General features: G+C 62.8%; 16 protein-coding genes. 10 read left to right on the top strand and 6 right to left on the bottom strand.

All coding sequences use genetic code 11. The features are described 5' to 3' along the window. Positions 1–88: 88 nt before the first annotated feature. Complete coding sequence (locus tag TRP66_RS18885) at positions 89–490, bottom strand: hypothetical protein (RefSeq protein WP_333405827.1); 402 nt, start codon at positions 488–490, stop codon at positions 89–91. A gap of 9 nt (positions 491–499) precedes the next feature. On the opposite strand from TRP66_RS18885, the gene ssuD reads away from it, so the two are divergent. Further along, positions 500–1639, top strand: a complete 1140-nt coding sequence (ssuD, locus tag TRP66_RS18890; RefSeq protein WP_333405829.1) for an FMNH2-dependent alkanesulfonate monooxygenase — start codon at positions 500–502, stop codon at positions 1637–1639. A gap of 18 nt (positions 1640–1657) precedes the next feature. Here ssuD and TRP66_RS18895 read toward each other — a convergent pair whose 3' ends face one another. After that, positions 1658–1996, bottom strand: a complete 339-nt coding sequence (locus tag TRP66_RS18895) for an antibiotic biosynthesis monooxygenase (RefSeq protein WP_333405831.1) — start codon at positions 1994–1996, stop codon at positions 1658–1660. 79 nt (positions 1997–2075) lie between these two features. Here TRP66_RS18895 and soxR point away from each other — a divergent pair, with 79 nt between their 5' ends. Next, positions 2076–2537, top strand: a complete 462-nt coding sequence (gene soxR / locus TRP66_RS18900) for a redox-sensitive transcriptional activator SoxR (protein ID WP_333405833.1) — start codon at positions 2076–2078, stop codon at positions 2535–2537. Here soxR and TRP66_RS18905 read toward each other — a convergent pair. Together TRP66_RS18905 and TRP66_RS18910 are read right to left on the bottom strand one after the other, a co-directional pair. Then, positions 2528–3949: an FAD/NAD(P)-binding protein gene (locus TRP66_RS18905; protein ID WP_333405835.1), complete on the bottom strand. Its 1422-nt coding sequence runs from the start codon at positions 3947–3949 to the stop codon at positions 2528–2530. The genes soxR and TRP66_RS18905 overlap by 10 nt on opposite strands. 43 nt (positions 3950–3992) lie before the next feature. Beyond that, a complete protein-coding gene (locus TRP66_RS18910; RefSeq protein ID WP_333405837.1) occupies positions 3993–4556 on the bottom strand; it encodes a helix-turn-helix domain-containing protein in 564 nt (187 codons plus the stop codon). Between the two features lie 95 nt (positions 4557–4651). Between TRP66_RS18910 and TRP66_RS18915 the strand changes: the two genes are divergently transcribed. The 7 genes from TRP66_RS18915 to TRP66_RS18945 all read left to right on the top strand — a co-directional run bounded on the left by TRP66_RS18915 (position 4652) and on the right by TRP66_RS18945 (position 11905). Further along, positions 4652–5575, top strand: a complete 924-nt coding sequence (locus tag TRP66_RS18915) for a DMT family transporter (RefSeq protein ID WP_333405839.1) — start codon at positions 4652–4654, stop codon at positions 5573–5575. Positions 5576–5802: 227 nt separating this feature from the next. Continuing rightward, on the top strand, positions 5803–8757 hold the full coding sequence (locus tag TRP66_RS18920; RefSeq protein ID WP_333405841.1) for a monovalent cation/H+ antiporter subunit A: 2955 nt from the start codon (positions 5803–5805) through the stop codon (positions 8755–8757). Continuing rightward, positions 8757–9101: a Na+/H+ antiporter subunit C gene (locus TRP66_RS18925; protein WP_125832125.1), complete on the top strand. Its 345-nt coding sequence runs from the start codon at positions 8757–8759 to the stop codon at positions 9099–9101. The genes TRP66_RS18920 and TRP66_RS18925 overlap by 1 nt, the downstream gene beginning before the upstream one ends. Further along, positions 9098–10780 carry a monovalent cation/H+ antiporter subunit D gene (locus TRP66_RS18930; RefSeq protein ID WP_333405844.1) on the top strand — a complete coding sequence of 561 codons (1683 nt, stop codon included), beginning with the start codon at positions 9098–9100 and terminating at the stop codon, positions 10778–10780. The genes TRP66_RS18925 and TRP66_RS18930 overlap by 4 nt, the downstream gene beginning before the upstream one ends. After that, positions 10777–11265 (top strand): Na+/H+ antiporter subunit E, encoded by a 489-nt coding sequence (locus tag TRP66_RS18935; protein WP_333405846.1) that lies wholly within the window; start codon positions 10777–10779, stop codon positions 11263–11265. The genes TRP66_RS18930 and TRP66_RS18935 overlap by 4 nt, the downstream gene beginning before the upstream one ends. Beyond that, the gene (locus TRP66_RS18940) at positions 11262–11540 is read left to right on the top strand and encodes a K+/H+ antiporter subunit F (RefSeq protein ID WP_333405848.1); all 279 of its coding nucleotides are present in this window, start codon (positions 11262–11264) and stop codon (positions 11538–11540) included. Before TRP66_RS18935 ends, TRP66_RS18940 begins: the two co-directional genes overlap by 4 nt. After that, complete coding sequence (locus TRP66_RS18945) at positions 11537–11905, top strand: Na+/H+ antiporter subunit G (protein WP_333405850.1); 369 nt, start codon at positions 11537–11539, stop codon at positions 11903–11905. The genes TRP66_RS18940 and TRP66_RS18945 overlap by 4 nt, the downstream gene beginning before the upstream one ends. A 19-nt stretch (positions 11906–11924) precedes the next feature. Here TRP66_RS18945 and TRP66_RS18950 read toward each other — a convergent pair whose 3' ends face one another. Next, entirely contained in the window at positions 11925–12392 is a 468-nt protein-coding gene (locus TRP66_RS18950; protein ID WP_333405852.1) for a hypothetical protein, read from the bottom strand. A 416-nt stretch (positions 12393–12808) separates the two neighbouring features. On the opposite strand from TRP66_RS18950, the gene TRP66_RS18955 reads away from it, so the two are divergent. Then, positions 12809–13039, top strand: a complete 231-nt coding sequence (locus TRP66_RS18955; protein ID WP_333405855.1) for a DUF2789 domain-containing protein — start codon at positions 12809–12811, stop codon at positions 13037–13039. Between the two features lie 7 nt (positions 13040–13046). Here the strand turns inward: TRP66_RS18955 and TRP66_RS18960 are convergent, their stop codons facing one another. Continuing rightward, on the bottom strand, positions 13047–14519 hold the full coding sequence (locus tag TRP66_RS18960) for a T6SS phospholipase effector Tle1-like catalytic domain-containing protein (protein WP_333405857.1): 1473 nt from the start codon (positions 14517–14519) through the stop codon (positions 13047–13049). Positions 14520–14762: the final 243 nt, after the last annotated feature.

Consider the following 14762-nt stretch of genomic DNA (forward strand, 5'->3'; position numbering starts at 1 on the left):
ACTGCTTGACCAGCTTGAGCTTGAACGCCGGATTGTACTTCGTCATGGTTGTCCCCTTGGGTCGAACTGGATGTCCAACTTTTGGGGGTCAGTTCAGGCTTTGGTTACTTTCCCCGAAAGGAAAGTGGCCCGGCCGTAAGGGCCGGAACCAGGAGGTCCAGCGCACGCGGTAATGGACATGCTCAAAGCCGACAGTGCCACCGCGGTAAAAGCCGTCGCGAGCAAGCTCCCTCCCACAGCGCGTGCGTGTTTTCCGCCATGCAAAATCAATGAAATATTTTTTGTCTGATGAGAGTTGGCTTGCTGCGATTCGGCCAAAAGGTCCGCGAAGTTTCAGGAATACCGCATCGGCGCGCATCGCCAGCAAGCTGGCTCCTACAGCACAGTTAAACGGTATAAAAATATCGCTGCACGTTCTTTTACGGCATAACCACAAGTCTTTATAAAGAGGGCAATCCAAGGCTGCCGGCGAGCGGCTGTTCACTTCCAAGGACCTGTCATGAACGTTTTCTGGTTTCTCCCCACCCACGGTGATGGACACTATCTGGGCACCACCAAGGGCGCGCGCCCGGTCACGCTCAACTACCTCAAGCAAGTTGCCCAGGCCGCCGACGATCTTGGCTACCATGGCGTACTGATTCCCACCGGACGTTCCTGCGAAGATTCCTGGGTTATTGCCTCGGCGCTGGTCCCCCTTACCGAGAAGCTGAAGTATCTGGTGGCTATTCGTCCGGGCATCATTTCTCCCACCGTATCGGCCCGGATGGCCGCGACCCTGGACCGCTTGTCAGGCGGTCGCCTGCTCATCAACGTGGTCACCGGCGGAGATCCGGACGAGAACCGCGGCGACGGCAGTTTCCTCGACCATAGCGAGCGTTACGAAGTTACCGACGAATTCCTCAAGATCTGGCGACGCGTGCTGCAGGGCGAAGCCGTGGACTTCGAAGGCAAGCATCTGCGGGTGCAGAACGCCAAAGCCTTGTATCCACCGGTGCAGAAGCCTTACCCGCCGCTGTATTTCGGAGGCTCGTCCAATGCGGCTCATGACCTGGCGGCGGAACAGGTCGATGTCTACCTGACCTGGGGCGAGCCGCCAGCGGCGGTCGCGGAGAAACTGGCCGATATCCGCGAACGCGCCGCGCGCATCGGGCGCACGGTGAAATTCGGCATTCGCCTGCATGTGATCGTCCGCAAGACCAGCGAGGAAGCCTGGAAGGCAGCCGACAGCCTGATCGAGCACATCAGCGACGAAACCATCGCTGCCGCGCAAAAGTCCTTCGCCCGCTTCGACTCCGAAGGACAGCGCCGCATGGCCGCCCTGCATGACGGACGTCGCGATAACCTGGAGATCGCCCCCAATCTGTGGGCGGGCGTCGGTCTGGTGCGCGGCGGTGCCGGAACCGCGCTGGTCGGTAATCCTGAAGAGGTGGCGGCGCGCATCAAGGAATACGCCGATCTGGGTATCGAGAGCTTCATCTTTTCCGGCTATCCACACCTCGAAGAGGCTTATCGTTTCGCCGAACTGGTCTTTCCGTTGCTTCCCGAGCCTTACGCGAGCCTCGCCGGTCGCGGCATCACCAACCTCACTGGCCCGTTTGGCGAAATGATCGCCAACGACCTCCCGCCCCAAGCGAAGTAGTCTGCCTCACGGGCCAGGTCACGCGCTGCGCGGGGTGACCTGGCCCACGACCGTGAAGCTTGCAAAGCTCGCCGACCGGACCCTGAAACGGCGCAGCAACTGACCTAGATCAGGCCCGCGGGATTCTGCGGTTCGACAAGCCTCCTCGCCATACGGCCGGCTGCGCCACAGCACCTGATGCAGTACTCGCGCTCCGTCTTCACTGGCTTGCACGCTGGCCGTGATGAACCCCGGATAACCCGCGGTATAGCGCTGGTCGCGCTCGATCAGCGCATCGATCAGCCCCGCTTGCAGGCGTGGATCTATCGCGTATTCGATCAACTGGCTGAACGGCCCTTCTTCGACTGTCGTCACCATCGTCCTTCCCCTTGAATTGCCAAACCGGAGCGCGCAGGGTAAAACCTCGAGTTAACTTAAGGTCAAGCAGGTTTTTACGATGGATCGGTCCCCGCAAGCGAAAGTCGCGCCGCTGTTGACGGTGGGTCAGTTGGCGTCCCGCAGCGGGGTGGCGGTGAGCGCGCTGCATTTCTACGAAAGCAAAGGGTTGATCGCCAGCCAGCGCAACGCGGGAAATCAGCGGCGTTACCCAAGGGATGTATTGCGCCGCGTGGCCTTGATCAAGGTCGCGCAACGGCTCGGCGTTCCGCTGGCGAGCATCCATCAGGCGTTCCAGGCGTTGCCCGAGGGGCGCACGCCCACCCCCGAGGACTGGAACGCGCTCTCCCTGCAGTGGCGCGCGGAACTGGATGACCGTATCCAGCGCTTGTCGGCCCTGCGCGACCAACTCACTGGGTGCATCGGTTGCGGTTGCCTGTCAATGCAGGCCTGCCCGCTGCGCAATTGCGCCGATGAGCTGAGCCGCGAGGGGACCGGACCGCGCCTGCTCGATCAGTCCTGATCGGCCTGTAGCCTCGCCAGCCGCACCGCCAGCGCCTTCGCCTGGCTGGCGACGTCGGTCACTGCCGTGCTTTCCCACCACAGGCCACGTAACGGCGGCCCCAGGCTGAACAGTCTGGTGGAGCACTGCCCGGCGGCATCGCGCACCGCGCCGCCCGTATCGGCGGCGATGCCCAGCGCCAGCGGGCCTGGCTGGATCAGGTCGCGCGCCAGGAGCTGACGTGGCAGCGCACGGTCGACCCGGCGCCAGTCGTATTCAATCCCCGTGGAGTTAATCAAGGCATCAGCGGTCTCGTAGGACAGTGCACGCTGACCCCGGCGCCGCAGGCCGACGCGTATCCGTCCCGCATCGTCGGTCTCGACGCTGCGCAACTCCGCCGCGTGAATCTTCAGCCGGCCTTCCTTTACACACTGCGCAAGCAACGCCGCGCTGGGCGGCGGCGAGCGATGATGGTGGCTTTCCCACCAGGGGCGGACGTGACGCACGAACTGACGCCGCTGCCGATCGCTCGCCTGATGCCAGAGACGACCGATGTTGGCGCGCACCGTATCCAGCGGCGCCTGCCAGTCGATACCGCTTTCGATGGCCAGTTCGCACTGTTCCCGGACCTTGCGCAGCAGTTGCCGAGGGCTGCGCAGGGTCACGTCCTGACTCAGGAAGTCCGGCCATTCGGGCGGCTGACGACGAACGTGCGGCAACAGGCCGTGTCGTGAGTACACATCGATCGACCCGCGATGCCCGGCCGTTCGCAAGGACACCACGGCATCCACCATGGTCAGACCGGAGCCGATGATCAGCACCCGGGCGTCGGGGTCCAGATCGCGCATGGCTGCCACATCCCAGGGATCCACCGCGGCGGCGTTCAGGCCACTGGACTGGCGTTGCGGCGTACGGGAAGCGGCATACATGCCAGTGGCCAGCACCGCGAAGCGACCGGACAGCCGCGACCCGTCGGCCAGCGCCACGTGCACACCCTCAGGCTCGACCTGCAAGTCCACGGCCTCGCCCTGCACATGCTCGACTTCCGACCCCGACTGCGCGCCCAGGGCCCGGGCTTCGGCAAGCCGCTGCTGGACGTACAGGCCGAAAATGCCGCGTGGGGGAAAGAGTTCGGCGACCGGCAGTGCCTGCTCGCGGGCCTCGGGCCAGCCACCCTGCTCCAGGAACCCGCTCAACCATTGCGTCAGGTCATCGGCATTGTCCGGATCGCCGCTCATGCGCGCTGCGTTGCCGTTGAGCGTGTGGCCCGGCAGCGTGGCGCTGTAGGCCTCGCCGCGGCCGAGCTCGCCGCGGCTCTCGATGATCAGAATGCGTCGCGTGCCGGGCTGGCGGAGCAACTGCGCGGCCAGCAGCGTGCCGCTGAGGCCGCCGCCGACGATCAGAATATCGGCCTGCTGTGTGTGTCGAGTCATTGGAAATCCGTTTCAGGCGGTTGATCGGTTGTACGGTTGCGTCTCAGAGCACGACCGTGCGCACGAAACGCAGCGGTATCGACTCTTCATTGCGGTAACTGTGGGGCTGACAGCTGGCGAACATGAAGAACTCGCCCGCCGCGACCTGTCGGGACACATCGGGCAAAGCGACGGTCAGCCGTCCTTCGACGACATACACCTGCTCGCTCCAGCCTTCGGGGTCTGCTTCGGAGGCATAGGCATCGCCGGGTGCCAGACAGAACTCCCAGAGTTCGACTTCACGACGGGCGTTGGCCTTGGCCAGCAATGTGGCCTTGCTCCCCTCTCCCGCGCCGGCCCAGGCCAATTCGTTGATGCGACTGTGATCGCGCAGCTCGGGCGCCTGGATCAGGTCGCTGAAGGCCACGTCCAGTGCTTCGGCCACCCGGTCGAGGGTGGCGAGACTGACGTTCTTCTCGCCGGCCTCGATCGCCACCAGCATGCGTCGGCTGACCCCGGAGCGTTCCGCCAGAAGCGACTGGCTCATGTCCGCGGCCTGACGCAAGCGCCGCACGTTCTGACTGACGTGTTGCAGCACGGGAGCACGCCGCGCGGTTTCCTTATCCATCTGATTTCATCCGAACCTGATGCGCACTATACTGCCCAGTTTTCACGCCACGTTTCGTGCCGTCCGTCTCATCCTCGCAGAGTCCCTTGTCGACCATGAAGATCCCTCGCTGGACGCCGCGCGTCAGTAAAGCAGAACTCGTGTTGATCCTGATCACCATGCTGTGGGGCGCCACCTTCCTGGTGGTGCAGTATGCCCTGAACGCAAGCGGCCCGATGTTTTTTGTAGGCCTGCGGTTCGCGGCGGCGGCAATCATTGTCGCGCTGTTTTCGCTCAGGACGCTGCGGGGCCTGACCGCGTTCGAATTGCGCGCAGGTCTGGCGATCGGCGCGGCTATCATGCTGGGTTACGGTTTGCAGACCATCGGCTTGCAGACCATCCCCAGCAGTCAATCGGCCTTCATCACCGCCTTGTATGTACCTTTCGTGCCCTTGCTGCAATGGCTGGTGCTTGGACGCCGCCCCGGGCTGATGCCGAGCCTGGGCATCGGCCTGGCCTTCGCCGGCCTGTTGCTGGTGTCCGGAGCGCAAGGCGCCACCCTGCAGTTCAGTCCCGGCGAGCTGGCGACGCTGGTGAGCGCGGTGGCGATCGCGGCGGAAATCATTCTGATCAGCGCCTGCGCCGGCAAGGTCGATGTGCGTCGGGTAACCGTGGTGCAACTGGCGACCGCTTCGCTGCTGGCCTTTCTGATGACAGTCCCGACCCAGGAGGCGATACCGGAATTTTCCTGGCTGCTGGCGGGCACTGCAGTAGGCCTGGGGCTGATGAGCGCGATCATCCAGGTTGCGATGAACTGGGCTCAGCGCAGTGTATCGCCTACGCGCGCCACTGTAATCTACGCCGGCGAACCCGTGTGGGCAGGCATCGCCGGGCGGCTGGCCGGTGAACGGCTGCCGGCGGTCGCGCTGTTGGGTGCTGCGTTGATCATTGCCGGCGTCATCGTCAGCGAGTTGAAAAAACGTCCGGCAATCACTGATAACGAGCGCACGGAAAACAATGTGCCTGACCCTGCGGAGTAACGGCGGACCAGCCCATGAATCCCGCATCACCCGCCTTTTCCGTGCGACCCGATGACGCGGGCTGCAACAAGTAGGAACGGAAGGCCCAGTCTGCAGGACAAAAGGAAGCGTATCGTACGAAATTATTCATCCTCGACATTTCTTGTAGGAAATTCGTCGGCGGCAGGTTTTGGCGATGCACCCCTTGGCACGTATGATGCTTATTTTTTCCTGCAGACCAGAAGCCTATGTCATTGCTCGTCCTGTTGCTTCTGCCGTTCATTGGCAGCTGCCTGGCAGCCTTTCTGCCGCATAACGCCCGTAACGCCGAATCCATTCTGGCCGGCCTGATCGCCGTGTCAGGCGCGCTGCAATGCGCGCTGTGGTTCCCGCAGATCGCTGACGGCAACATGCTGCGCGAGGAGTACATCTGGCTCCCGAGTCTGGGAATCAACTTCGTCTTGCGCATGGACGGCTTCGCCTGGCTGTTCTCGATGCTGGTACTGGGCATCGGTGCGCTGGTGTCCCTGTACGCCCGCTACTACATGTCCCCGGACGACCCGGTGCCGCGTTTCTTCTCGTTCTTTCTCGCCTTCATGGGCGCCATGCTTGGCCTGGTGATGTCGGGCAACCTGATCCAGATCGTATTCTTCTGGGAACTGACCAGCCTGTTTTCCTTCCTGCTCATCGGTTACTGGCACCACCGCGCGGACGCCCGACGCGGCGCTTACATGGCCTTGATGGTCACCGGCGCGGGGGGCCTGGCGTTGCTGGCGGGCATGATGTTGCTGGGCCACGTGGTGGGCAGCTACGACCTTGATCGCGTGCTGGCGTCCGGCGATGCGATTCGCCAGCACGCGCTGTACCCGGTGCTGCTGACCCTGATCCTGATCGGCGCGCTGAGCAAAAGCGCCCAGTTTCCCTTCCATTTCTGGCTGCCCCACGCCATGGCGGCGCCGACGCCTGTGTCGGCCTATCTGCACTCGGCGACCATGGTCAAGGCCGGTGTATTCCTGATGGCGCGGCTCTGGCCGGCTCTGTCGGGCACCGAACAGTGGTTCTGGATCGTCAGCGGCGCCGGCGCCTGTACGCTGATCCTTGGCGCCTATGCGGCGATCTTTCAGCACGACCTCAAGGGCCTGCTGGCCTATTCGACCATTAGCCATCTGGGGCTGATCACCTTGCTGCTGGGCCTGAACAGTCCGCTCGCGGCGGTGGCGGCGGTGTTCCATATTCTCAACCACGCCACCTTCAAGGCGTCGCTGTTCATGGCGGCTGGGATCATTGATCACGAAAGCGGCACGCGCGACATCCGGCGGCTGAGCGGCCTTGTCAAACTGATTCCCTACACCGCGACGCTGGCGATGGTCGCCAGTGCCTCGATGGCCGGCGTGCCATTGCTCAACGGGTTCCTGTCCAAGGAAATGTTCTTCGCCGAAACCGTGTTCATCTCGGCCACGGCCTGGGTCGAGATAGCGCTGCCGGTGGTCGCGACCATCGCCGGGACGTTCAGCGTGGCTTACTCGCTGCGTTTCACGGTCGACGTGTTTTTCGGACCGAAAGCCCAGGACCTGCCTCATGTGCCCCACGAGCCGCCACGCTGGATGCGCGCGCCGGTAGAGCTGCTGGTCCTGACCTGTCTGGTGGTCGGTATCTTCCCCGCGCAATCGGTCGCCACCTTGCTGGCGGCCGCCGCCCGGCCGGTGGTGGGCGGCGAGCTGCCCGAATACAGTCTGGCCATCTGGCACGGCTGGAACGCACCGATGATCATGAGTCTGGTGGCCATGGCCGGCGGTGTGATCCTGTATCTGTTGCTGCGCAAATCCTTCAAGCGCGAGCGCTTTGCCGTTCCGCCGCTGATCGGCCAGTTGAACGGCAAGCGTTTTTTCGAGCGCAGTCTGGTCGTGCTCATGCAGTGGGCGCGTCGGTTCGAGCGCTTCGTGAGCACCTACCGCTTGCAGCCGCAGCTGTTTCTGCTGGTCTCGGCGGCCACCCTGGCCGGGTTCCTGCCGATGTTCTTCAGCGGGCTGACCTGGGGAGACCGTCCCAAGATTCCGGGTTCCGGTGTGTTCGTCGCGCTATGGCTGATCGCAATCGCCTGCGCTCTGGGTGCTGCATGGCAAGGCAAATATCACCGGTTGGCGGCCTTGATCATGGTCAGCGTCTGCGGCCTGATGACCTGCATCACCTTCGTCTGGTTCTCGGCGCCCGACCTGGCCCTGACCCAGCTGGTGGTGGAAGTGGTGACGACTGTCCTTATTCTGCTTGGCCTGCGCTGGCTGCCTCGACGCAATGAAAACGTCACGCCGCCAGTCAGCACGCGACTGCGGGCGCGCACCCGCCGGGTCCGCGATTTCGTGCTGGCGGTAGCGGTGGGCTTCGGCATGGCGTTGCTGTCTTACGCGATGTTGACCCGCCAGACGCCGAACACCATTTCGTCGTTCTATCTGAGCCGCGCGCTGCCGGAAGGCGGCGGCACCAATGTGGTCAACGTCATGCTGGTGGACTTCCGTGGCTTCGACACCTTCGGCGAAATCACAGTCCTGGCGGCGGTGGCCCTGACCGTGTTCGCCCTGCTGCGCCGCTTCCGCCCGCCCAAGGAAAGCATTGCCCTGCCCGCCCAACAGCGCAGGCTGGGACGCGACATGGTCACCGACCTGATCAACCCGCGCAGCGCCAGCGATACCGCGCTGGGCTACATGATGGTGCCGGCGGTGCTGGTTCGTCTGCTGCTGCCGATCGCGTTCATCGTTTCGATGTACTTGTTCATGCGCGGACACAATCAGCCGGGCGGCGGCTTCGTCGCCGGGCTGGTGATGTCGGTGGCGTTCATTCTGCAATACATGGTGGCCGGCACCCAGTGGGTCGAGGCGAAGATGAGCCTGCGCCCGTTGCGCTGGATGGGCACAGGTCTGCTGACCGCCGTGCTGACCGGCATCGGTTCCATGGCGCTGGGCTACCCGTTCATGACGACCCATACCGCGCATGTGCATGTGCCCTTGCTGGGTGACCTGCATTTCGCCAGCGCGCTGTTCTTCGACGTGGGCGTCTACACGGTGGTGGTCGGCTCGACCCTGCTGATCCTGACCGCGCTGGCCCACCAGTCGGTGCGCAGCCATCGTCCGACTCAGTTGCCCAAGCCGGTGGCCAACCCGGTCGCGCAAACCGTCATCCCACCCGTCACTTCACAAGGAGCCAGCTGATGGAAGAAGTCATTGCCGTGGCCATCGGCGTCCTCGCCGCATCGGGCGTATGGCTGATCCTGCGCCCGCGCACCTTTCAGGTGGTGATGGGACTGTGCCTGCTGTCCTACGGCGTCAATCTGTTCATCTTCAGCATGGGCAGCCTGTTCATCGGCAAGGAACCGATCATCAAGGACGGCGTTCCCCAGGATCTGCTCCATTACACCGACCCGCTGCCCCAGGCGCTCGTGCTCACGGCCATCGTCATCAGTTTCGCGATGACCGCGCTGTTCCTGGTGGTGCTGCTGGCCTCGCGTGGCCTGACCGGTACTGACCATGTCGACGGCCGGGAGCCGAAGGCATGATCTGGATGAACCCGTTGATCGTCGCGCCCATCCTGCTGCCGTTGCTGACGGCCGGCATCATGCTGTTGCTGGGCGAGAAGCACCGGACCCTCAAGGGTCGCCTCAACCTGCTGTCGAGCCTGGTAGGGCTGGGTATTGCCGTGACCCTGCTGATGTGGGTGCAGCAATCCGGCACCAGCGGTTCCATCGGCGTGTACCTGCCGGGCAACTGGGAAGTACCGTTCGGCATCGTGCTGGTGGTGGATCACTTGTCGGCGATGATGCTGGTGCTGACCGGCATTATCGCCGTCTGCGCTCTGATGTTCGCTCTGGCGCGCTGGGACCGGGCCGGAGCCAGCTTTCATGCCCTGTTCCAGATCCAGCTGATGGGTCTTTACGGCGCGTTCCTGACTGCCGACCTGTTCAATCTGTTCGTGTTCTTCGAGGTACTGCTGGCGGCGTCCTACGGCCTGATGCTGCACGGCTCCGGGCGCGCGCGAGTGTCCGCGGGCCTGCATTACATTTCGATCAATCTGCTCGCCTCGTCATTGTTTCTGATCGGCGCGGCGCTGATCTATGGGGTGACCGGCACGCTGAACCTTGCCGACCTGGCGGTCAAGATTCCGCAAGTGCCCGAGTCCGACCTGGGCCTGCTGCACGCCGGCGCTGGCATTCTGGCCACCGCATTCCTCACCAAAGCCGGTATGTGGCCGCTGAACTTCTGGCTGGTGCCCGCCTATTCCGCGGCCAGCGCGCCGGTGGCCGCGCTGTTCGCCATCATGACCAAGGTCGGGGTCTACACCTTGCTGCGTCTGTGGACACTGTTGTTTTCCGGGAGTGCCGGGGCCTCGGCGTACTTCGGCGGCGACTGGCTGGTCTATGGCGGCATGGCGACCATCTTCACCGCGGCGGTGGCGATCATCGCAGCGCAACGCCTGGAGCGGCTGGCAAGCCTGAGCATTCTGGTCTCGGCCGGCACGCTGCTGTCGGCGGTCGGTTTCGCCCAGCCAAGCGTGACGGCGGGCGCGCTGTTCTATCTGGTGAGCTCGACCCTGGCGCTGGGCGCCCTGTTCCTGCTCGGCGAACTGATCGAGCGCTCGCGTTCGGCCAACGAGATTCCGCTGGAGGATGACGCCGATCAACTGCCGCGAACCATGGAGTCCCTGCACCCGCCGCCCGGGGCCAACCTCGACGAACAGCAGAAGATCGTGGTCGGTCAGGTCATTCCAATCACCATGGCGTTCCTGGGGCTGAGTCTGATTGCCTGTGCCCTGCTGGTGATCGGCATGCCGCCGTTGTCAGGCTTCATCGGCAAGCTGACGCTGCTCAGCGCGCTCATGAACCCGCTAGGCCTGGACGTGGCACAGGACGAAGCCCTTTCCTTGCCTGCCGGCTTGCTGATCGGGCTGCTGATCTTCTCGGGGCTGGCGGCATTGATCGCCTTCGCGCGCCTGGGCACCCAGCGTTTCTGGACGCCCCACGAACGGCCTTCGCCGGTACTGCGCCGTCTGGAATACATCCCGATCGTCATTCTCCTGGGCCTGAGCATCGGGCTGACGATAATGGCCGAGCCGTTGTTGCGCTACACCCGCGATACCGCAGCGGCACTGCATGAGCCGGTGCAGTACGTGCAGTCGGTGATGGCCACCAGACCGATACCCGGCCCTGCCCGTCAGGCGGCGCTGGAGGAACTGCCATGAGATATCTGTTTCCCGCGCCACGATTCTCCCTCGCCCTGTGGGCACTGTGGCTGGTGCTCAACCTGTCGGTCAGCCCCGGCAACCTGATTCTGGGTGCGCTGCTGGGCTTCCTGGCTCCGCTGCTCATGCAGCGGCTGCGACCGCAACGCGCGCGCTACAAGAATCCACGCGCCATTCTCAAGTTGTTCCTGCTGGTCGGGCGCGACGTGGTCATGTCCAACCTGGAAGTGGGCTGGAAAGTCTGGACGGCGCGGCGCAATCCGCCGCGCTCCGGATTCGTCCGCGTTCCGCTGGAGCTGCGCGACCCCAATGGTCTGGCGGCCTTGGCGATGATCACCGCTGTGGTGCCCGGCACCGTCTGGTCAGAGTTGGCGCTGGACCGCAGCGTCCTGCTAATGCACGTATTCGATCTGCCCGACGAGGCGCAGTTCATCGAACACTTCAAAGCGACCTATGAGCGCCCGTTGCTGGAGATTTTCCAATGAGTGCCTTGCTCGACAATGCGATCCTGATCAGCCTGTCCATCTTCGCGCTGGCGATGATTGTCACGCTGATCCGGCTGTTCAGGGGCCCCTCCGCGCAGGACCGTGTCCTGGCTCTGGACTACCTGTACATCACCGCCATGCTGATGATGCTGGTGCTGGGGATTCGTTATGCCAGCGACACCTATTTCGAAGCCGCGCTGCTGATCGCCCTGTTCGGCTTCGTCGGTTCGTTCGCGCTCGCCAAATTCCTGTTGCGCGGCGAGGTGATCGAATGACCGCCATGTCTGAAATGCCCCTCTGGGTCGAAGCGCTCACCGGCCTGCTGTTGATCGCCAGCAGTCTGTTTACCCTGACCGGCGCCATGGGCCTGCTGCGTCTCAAGGATTTCTTCCAGCGCATGCACCCGCCCGCGCTGGCCTCGACCCTGGGCGCCTGGTGCGTGGCACTGGCATCGATCATCTATTTCTCGGCGCTCAAATCCGGACCGGTGATTCATGCATGGCTGATCCCGATCCTGCTGTCGATCACGGTCCCGGTGACGACCCTGCTGCTAGCACGCACCGCGCTGTTCCGCAAGCGCGGCGCCGGCGAGGACGTGCCGCCAGAAGTCAGCAGCCCGACAGAGCCAAGGGAAAGCTGACCGGCAGGGCCGGCCGGAATCATTCGCTGGCCTTGAACGTCAGCTCGCCCTTGCGCCACTTGGCCGCTTTGCTGGCAGCGGTCTTGAGGCTCTTGGTCATGCCGTCGATCAGTTGCCCGTTGCCCGCGAACACCATCAGGATGGCATGGCCTTCCTTGAAGACAATTCCCTGCCCATCGGTCGTGGCGACATGTGCGTACTCGCCCAGGCCGTAGACCGTGTACTTGATGTCGCGGAATCTGATTTCCAGCTTGCCGCCTTCACGGCTGGGCAGCACGGCAGCGCGGAAGTGATCGCCGACCTTGAGTTCCAGACGCGGTTTGTCATCGACCACCAAGGCGGTCTCGGTATCGATTTCGGCGATGTAGACGCCGTCGGGAGACTGTTCGTAGATGTATACGAAACGGGACTGGAACACTTTGACCAACTGTGCTCGCAAGTCTCCGAGCACGAACAACGCATGGGTATCCAGGTTACTTACTGCCAAGGTACAAACCCCCAAACATGATGAACATCCGCCTGAAACGGTCAGGCGGTCAGAAAATTTCGTTGCGACCCGAGTCGGTACGGATCTTGACGGGTCGCGGTCGCGCGCCGCCTTTCGCGCGCTGCGGCGATGTGCCGAGGCGGGCGTGTTCCGGTTGTCAGTTACGGTTGCAGACAGGTCGAAGCGCTGTGCGGGACCCCGGTCATGAGTCGCACGCCGGGCGGCATCAACCGTGGAGCATCGGGCTCTGATACGCGATTGTAGTGCGCAGGCCCCGGTCGATGCACATTAACACTTACCACCGCTGCGCAAAAGTTTGTGCCAGGGGTGCGCTCAAAACCATCGAACTCTTGCCCCGTCGTACCACTCCGATGCTGTACACCTGATGACACGACGGCAAACGTCAAGGAGATGAAATGGAACTGCAAGCTCGTAGCCTGGCCGATCTTTTTGCACAGCTGGGACTGGACTCCGACGAAGCCAGTATCAACGAATTCGTTGCCGCGCACTCGCTGCCCGAAGACGTCAAACTGAGCGACGCGGACTTCTGGACGGATACGCAGAAGCGCTTTCTCAAGGAAGCGGTGCATGACGACGCTGACTGGGCTCCGATCTTCGATGAGCTGAACGTACTGCTTCATAAGTGACAGCTGCTCAGTGCGGGTAACCGGGCCGTCCGACATTAGGGTGCCGGACTCTTCCCGCAGGGGCCGGGGCATGGACGAACACTGCGTCGCTCAACGCGCCGATACTGCCCAATGCCCCGCCCCAATGAGCGGACCTGTGGATGTACCGCCAGCGCAGGACGCGCTCTTGCTCTTCATCCAAGTCGTACCTGCCGCCTCTGGCATACAGCATCAGCTTGTCGGCGATGCCGCGAAGCTCGGAGCGGATGTCGAAGTCGCCGCCGCCGGGAACCGCCATGAGCGGGACGCCGGCATCACACGCCAGCCGGTGCATGATGCCCAGATACACCCGTGACAGATCGCCGTAGACCCTGCGCCGCAGGCACACCGCCGCGCAGACGGTCTTGGCGCCGAACCTGACGCCGGTACGGTTTATGGACTCGCAACACTCCACTTTCAGTGATGCGTCGCTGTCCTGGGGATCAAGCAGCCCACGCTCGGCGCTCAACAGTTGCAGATCGGCCAGCGAATCAAGCCAGGCCTGACTGGCCTCGCAGGGGCTGTCCCGATACACCAGACTGACCCGCGGACGCGTCAAGAGCACGCTTTCCACCATCTCTGCCGGATTACCGCCGCCGATGTCCGCATGGGCTCCGGGCACCACGATCTCTTTTGGCCACGCAGGAGTGATGCTGTTGAGCGCGAAATTGCGTCGGAACTCGTCTCGCGCCACCAGATGCACCACGTGGTCGGCGCAGCCTTCGGGCAGGTAAAGATTGACCCGGTTGTTGGAGGCATCGCGGACGTTGCCCAGATCCTTCAAGCTGCCGACTGCCGCGACCGTATCGAAAAGCCCGACGAACCTGATCCGTACACTGCGATCCCAGGTGAAGCAGCCGCAGAGCGGCACCTTGCGGCTGCGCAGGATCGGCTCCAACGCACCCTGCTCCCGCTTGAGGATTTCGTTGACGAAGTGCCTGGCCGAGGCTGCGCCGCGGCTGAAACCGAATATGTCGAACTCCAGCGCTTCGATCAGGCAGCCGGGGTTGTCCTGTTGAAATCGCTTGAGGCGCGCCTCTGTCTTGGCAAAGGCGCGTTCGACCTTGGCGACCACACCGGTAAGTCCGCGCCCGAAACTTTGCCCGGCCAATAATGAATCTCGCCCGCCTGACGTCGTGCCCGCGCCGCTGACGTAGACCGGATAATAAACCTTGAGCCCTCGCCCTCTATTACGAGCGGAACTTTCACTGACATAAAGTTCCGCCAGCCTGGCGATATTACTCAGATGATTACTGTAGCTACTGCCAGGCTCCAGATGACGACCGCCGCATTCCTGCGTATGCATCTGGTCATTACTTTCCATCATGGCCTGACACTGCGCACCGATCCGGCTATTTATGCGGTTATTGGCGGTACCATCGAAAAACAATCCGATCCGCACGGTGACCCGCAGCCTGGCTTCATCGCTTGCAACCGGTGTATTGAACCCTGTGTATTGCATAGCATTTCCGTCCTTAGAAAAACTCAATACCAATCGCTTCAAAAAGTATGTAACTATTAACACACAGCTTGCTTGCGACAGAACATTAGTCAAGGGCGGAAAAAGATATTCAGATTATTCCTACGATAATTTATGAATGCGCGAAGCGGAAATCTGCGAACAACTTTCCAGGTATTCCTGAAAGCCGGCAATAACGAAACCGGGAGGCCTTTCTGGGCCTCCCGGTCTGGTCACTCAGGTATC

Origin of the sequence: Pseudomonas sp. JDS28PS106, from assembly GCF_036706555.1 — a bacterium.
Classification (GTDB): domain Bacteria; phylum Pseudomonadota; class Gammaproteobacteria; order Pseudomonadales; family Pseudomonadaceae; genus Aquipseudomonas.

Excerpts from the sequence above, each read along its gene's own strand:
- ssuD (WP_333405829.1), top strand. The coding sequence starts at position 500 with ATGAACGTTTTCTGGTTTCTCCCCACCCACGGTGATGGACACTATCTG.
- TRP66_RS18895 (WP_333405831.1), bottom strand. The coding sequence starts at position 1,996 with ATGGTGACGACAGTCGAAGAAGGGCCGTTCAGCCAGTTGATCGAATAC.
- soxR (WP_333405833.1), top strand. The coding sequence starts at position 2,076 with ATGGATCGGTCCCCGCAAGCGAAAGTCGCGCCGCTGTTGACGGTGGGT.
- TRP66_RS18905 (WP_333405835.1), bottom strand. The coding sequence starts at position 3,949 with ATGACTCGACACACACAGCAGGCCGATATTCTGATCGTCGGCGGCGGC.
- TRP66_RS18910 (WP_333405837.1), bottom strand. The coding sequence starts at position 4,556 with ATGGATAAGGAAACCGCGCGGCGTGCTCCCGTGCTGCAACACGTCAGT.
- TRP66_RS18915 (WP_333405839.1), top strand. The coding sequence starts at position 4,652 with ATGAAGATCCCTCGCTGGACGCCGCGCGTCAGTAAAGCAGAACTCGTG.
- TRP66_RS18920 (WP_333405841.1), top strand. The coding sequence starts at position 5,803 with ATGTCATTGCTCGTCCTGTTGCTTCTGCCGTTCATTGGCAGCTGCCTG.
- TRP66_RS18925 (WP_125832125.1), top strand. The coding sequence starts at position 8,757 with ATGGAAGAAGTCATTGCCGTGGCCATCGGCGTCCTCGCCGCATCGGGC.
- TRP66_RS18930 (WP_333405844.1), top strand. The coding sequence starts at position 9,098 with ATGATCTGGATGAACCCGTTGATCGTCGCGCCCATCCTGCTGCCGTTG.
- TRP66_RS18935 (WP_333405846.1), top strand. The coding sequence starts at position 10,777 with ATGAGATATCTGTTTCCCGCGCCACGATTCTCCCTCGCCCTGTGGGCA.
- TRP66_RS18940 (WP_333405848.1), top strand. The coding sequence starts at position 11,262 with ATGAGTGCCTTGCTCGACAATGCGATCCTGATCAGCCTGTCCATCTTC.
- TRP66_RS18945 (WP_333405850.1), top strand. The coding sequence starts at position 11,537 with ATGACCGCCATGTCTGAAATGCCCCTCTGGGTCGAAGCGCTCACCGGC.
- TRP66_RS18955 (WP_333405855.1), top strand. The coding sequence starts at position 12,809 with ATGGAACTGCAAGCTCGTAGCCTGGCCGATCTTTTTGCACAGCTGGGA.
- TRP66_RS18960 (WP_333405857.1), bottom strand. The coding sequence starts at position 14,519 with ATGCAATACACAGGGTTCAATACACCGGTTGCAAGCGATGAAGCCAGG.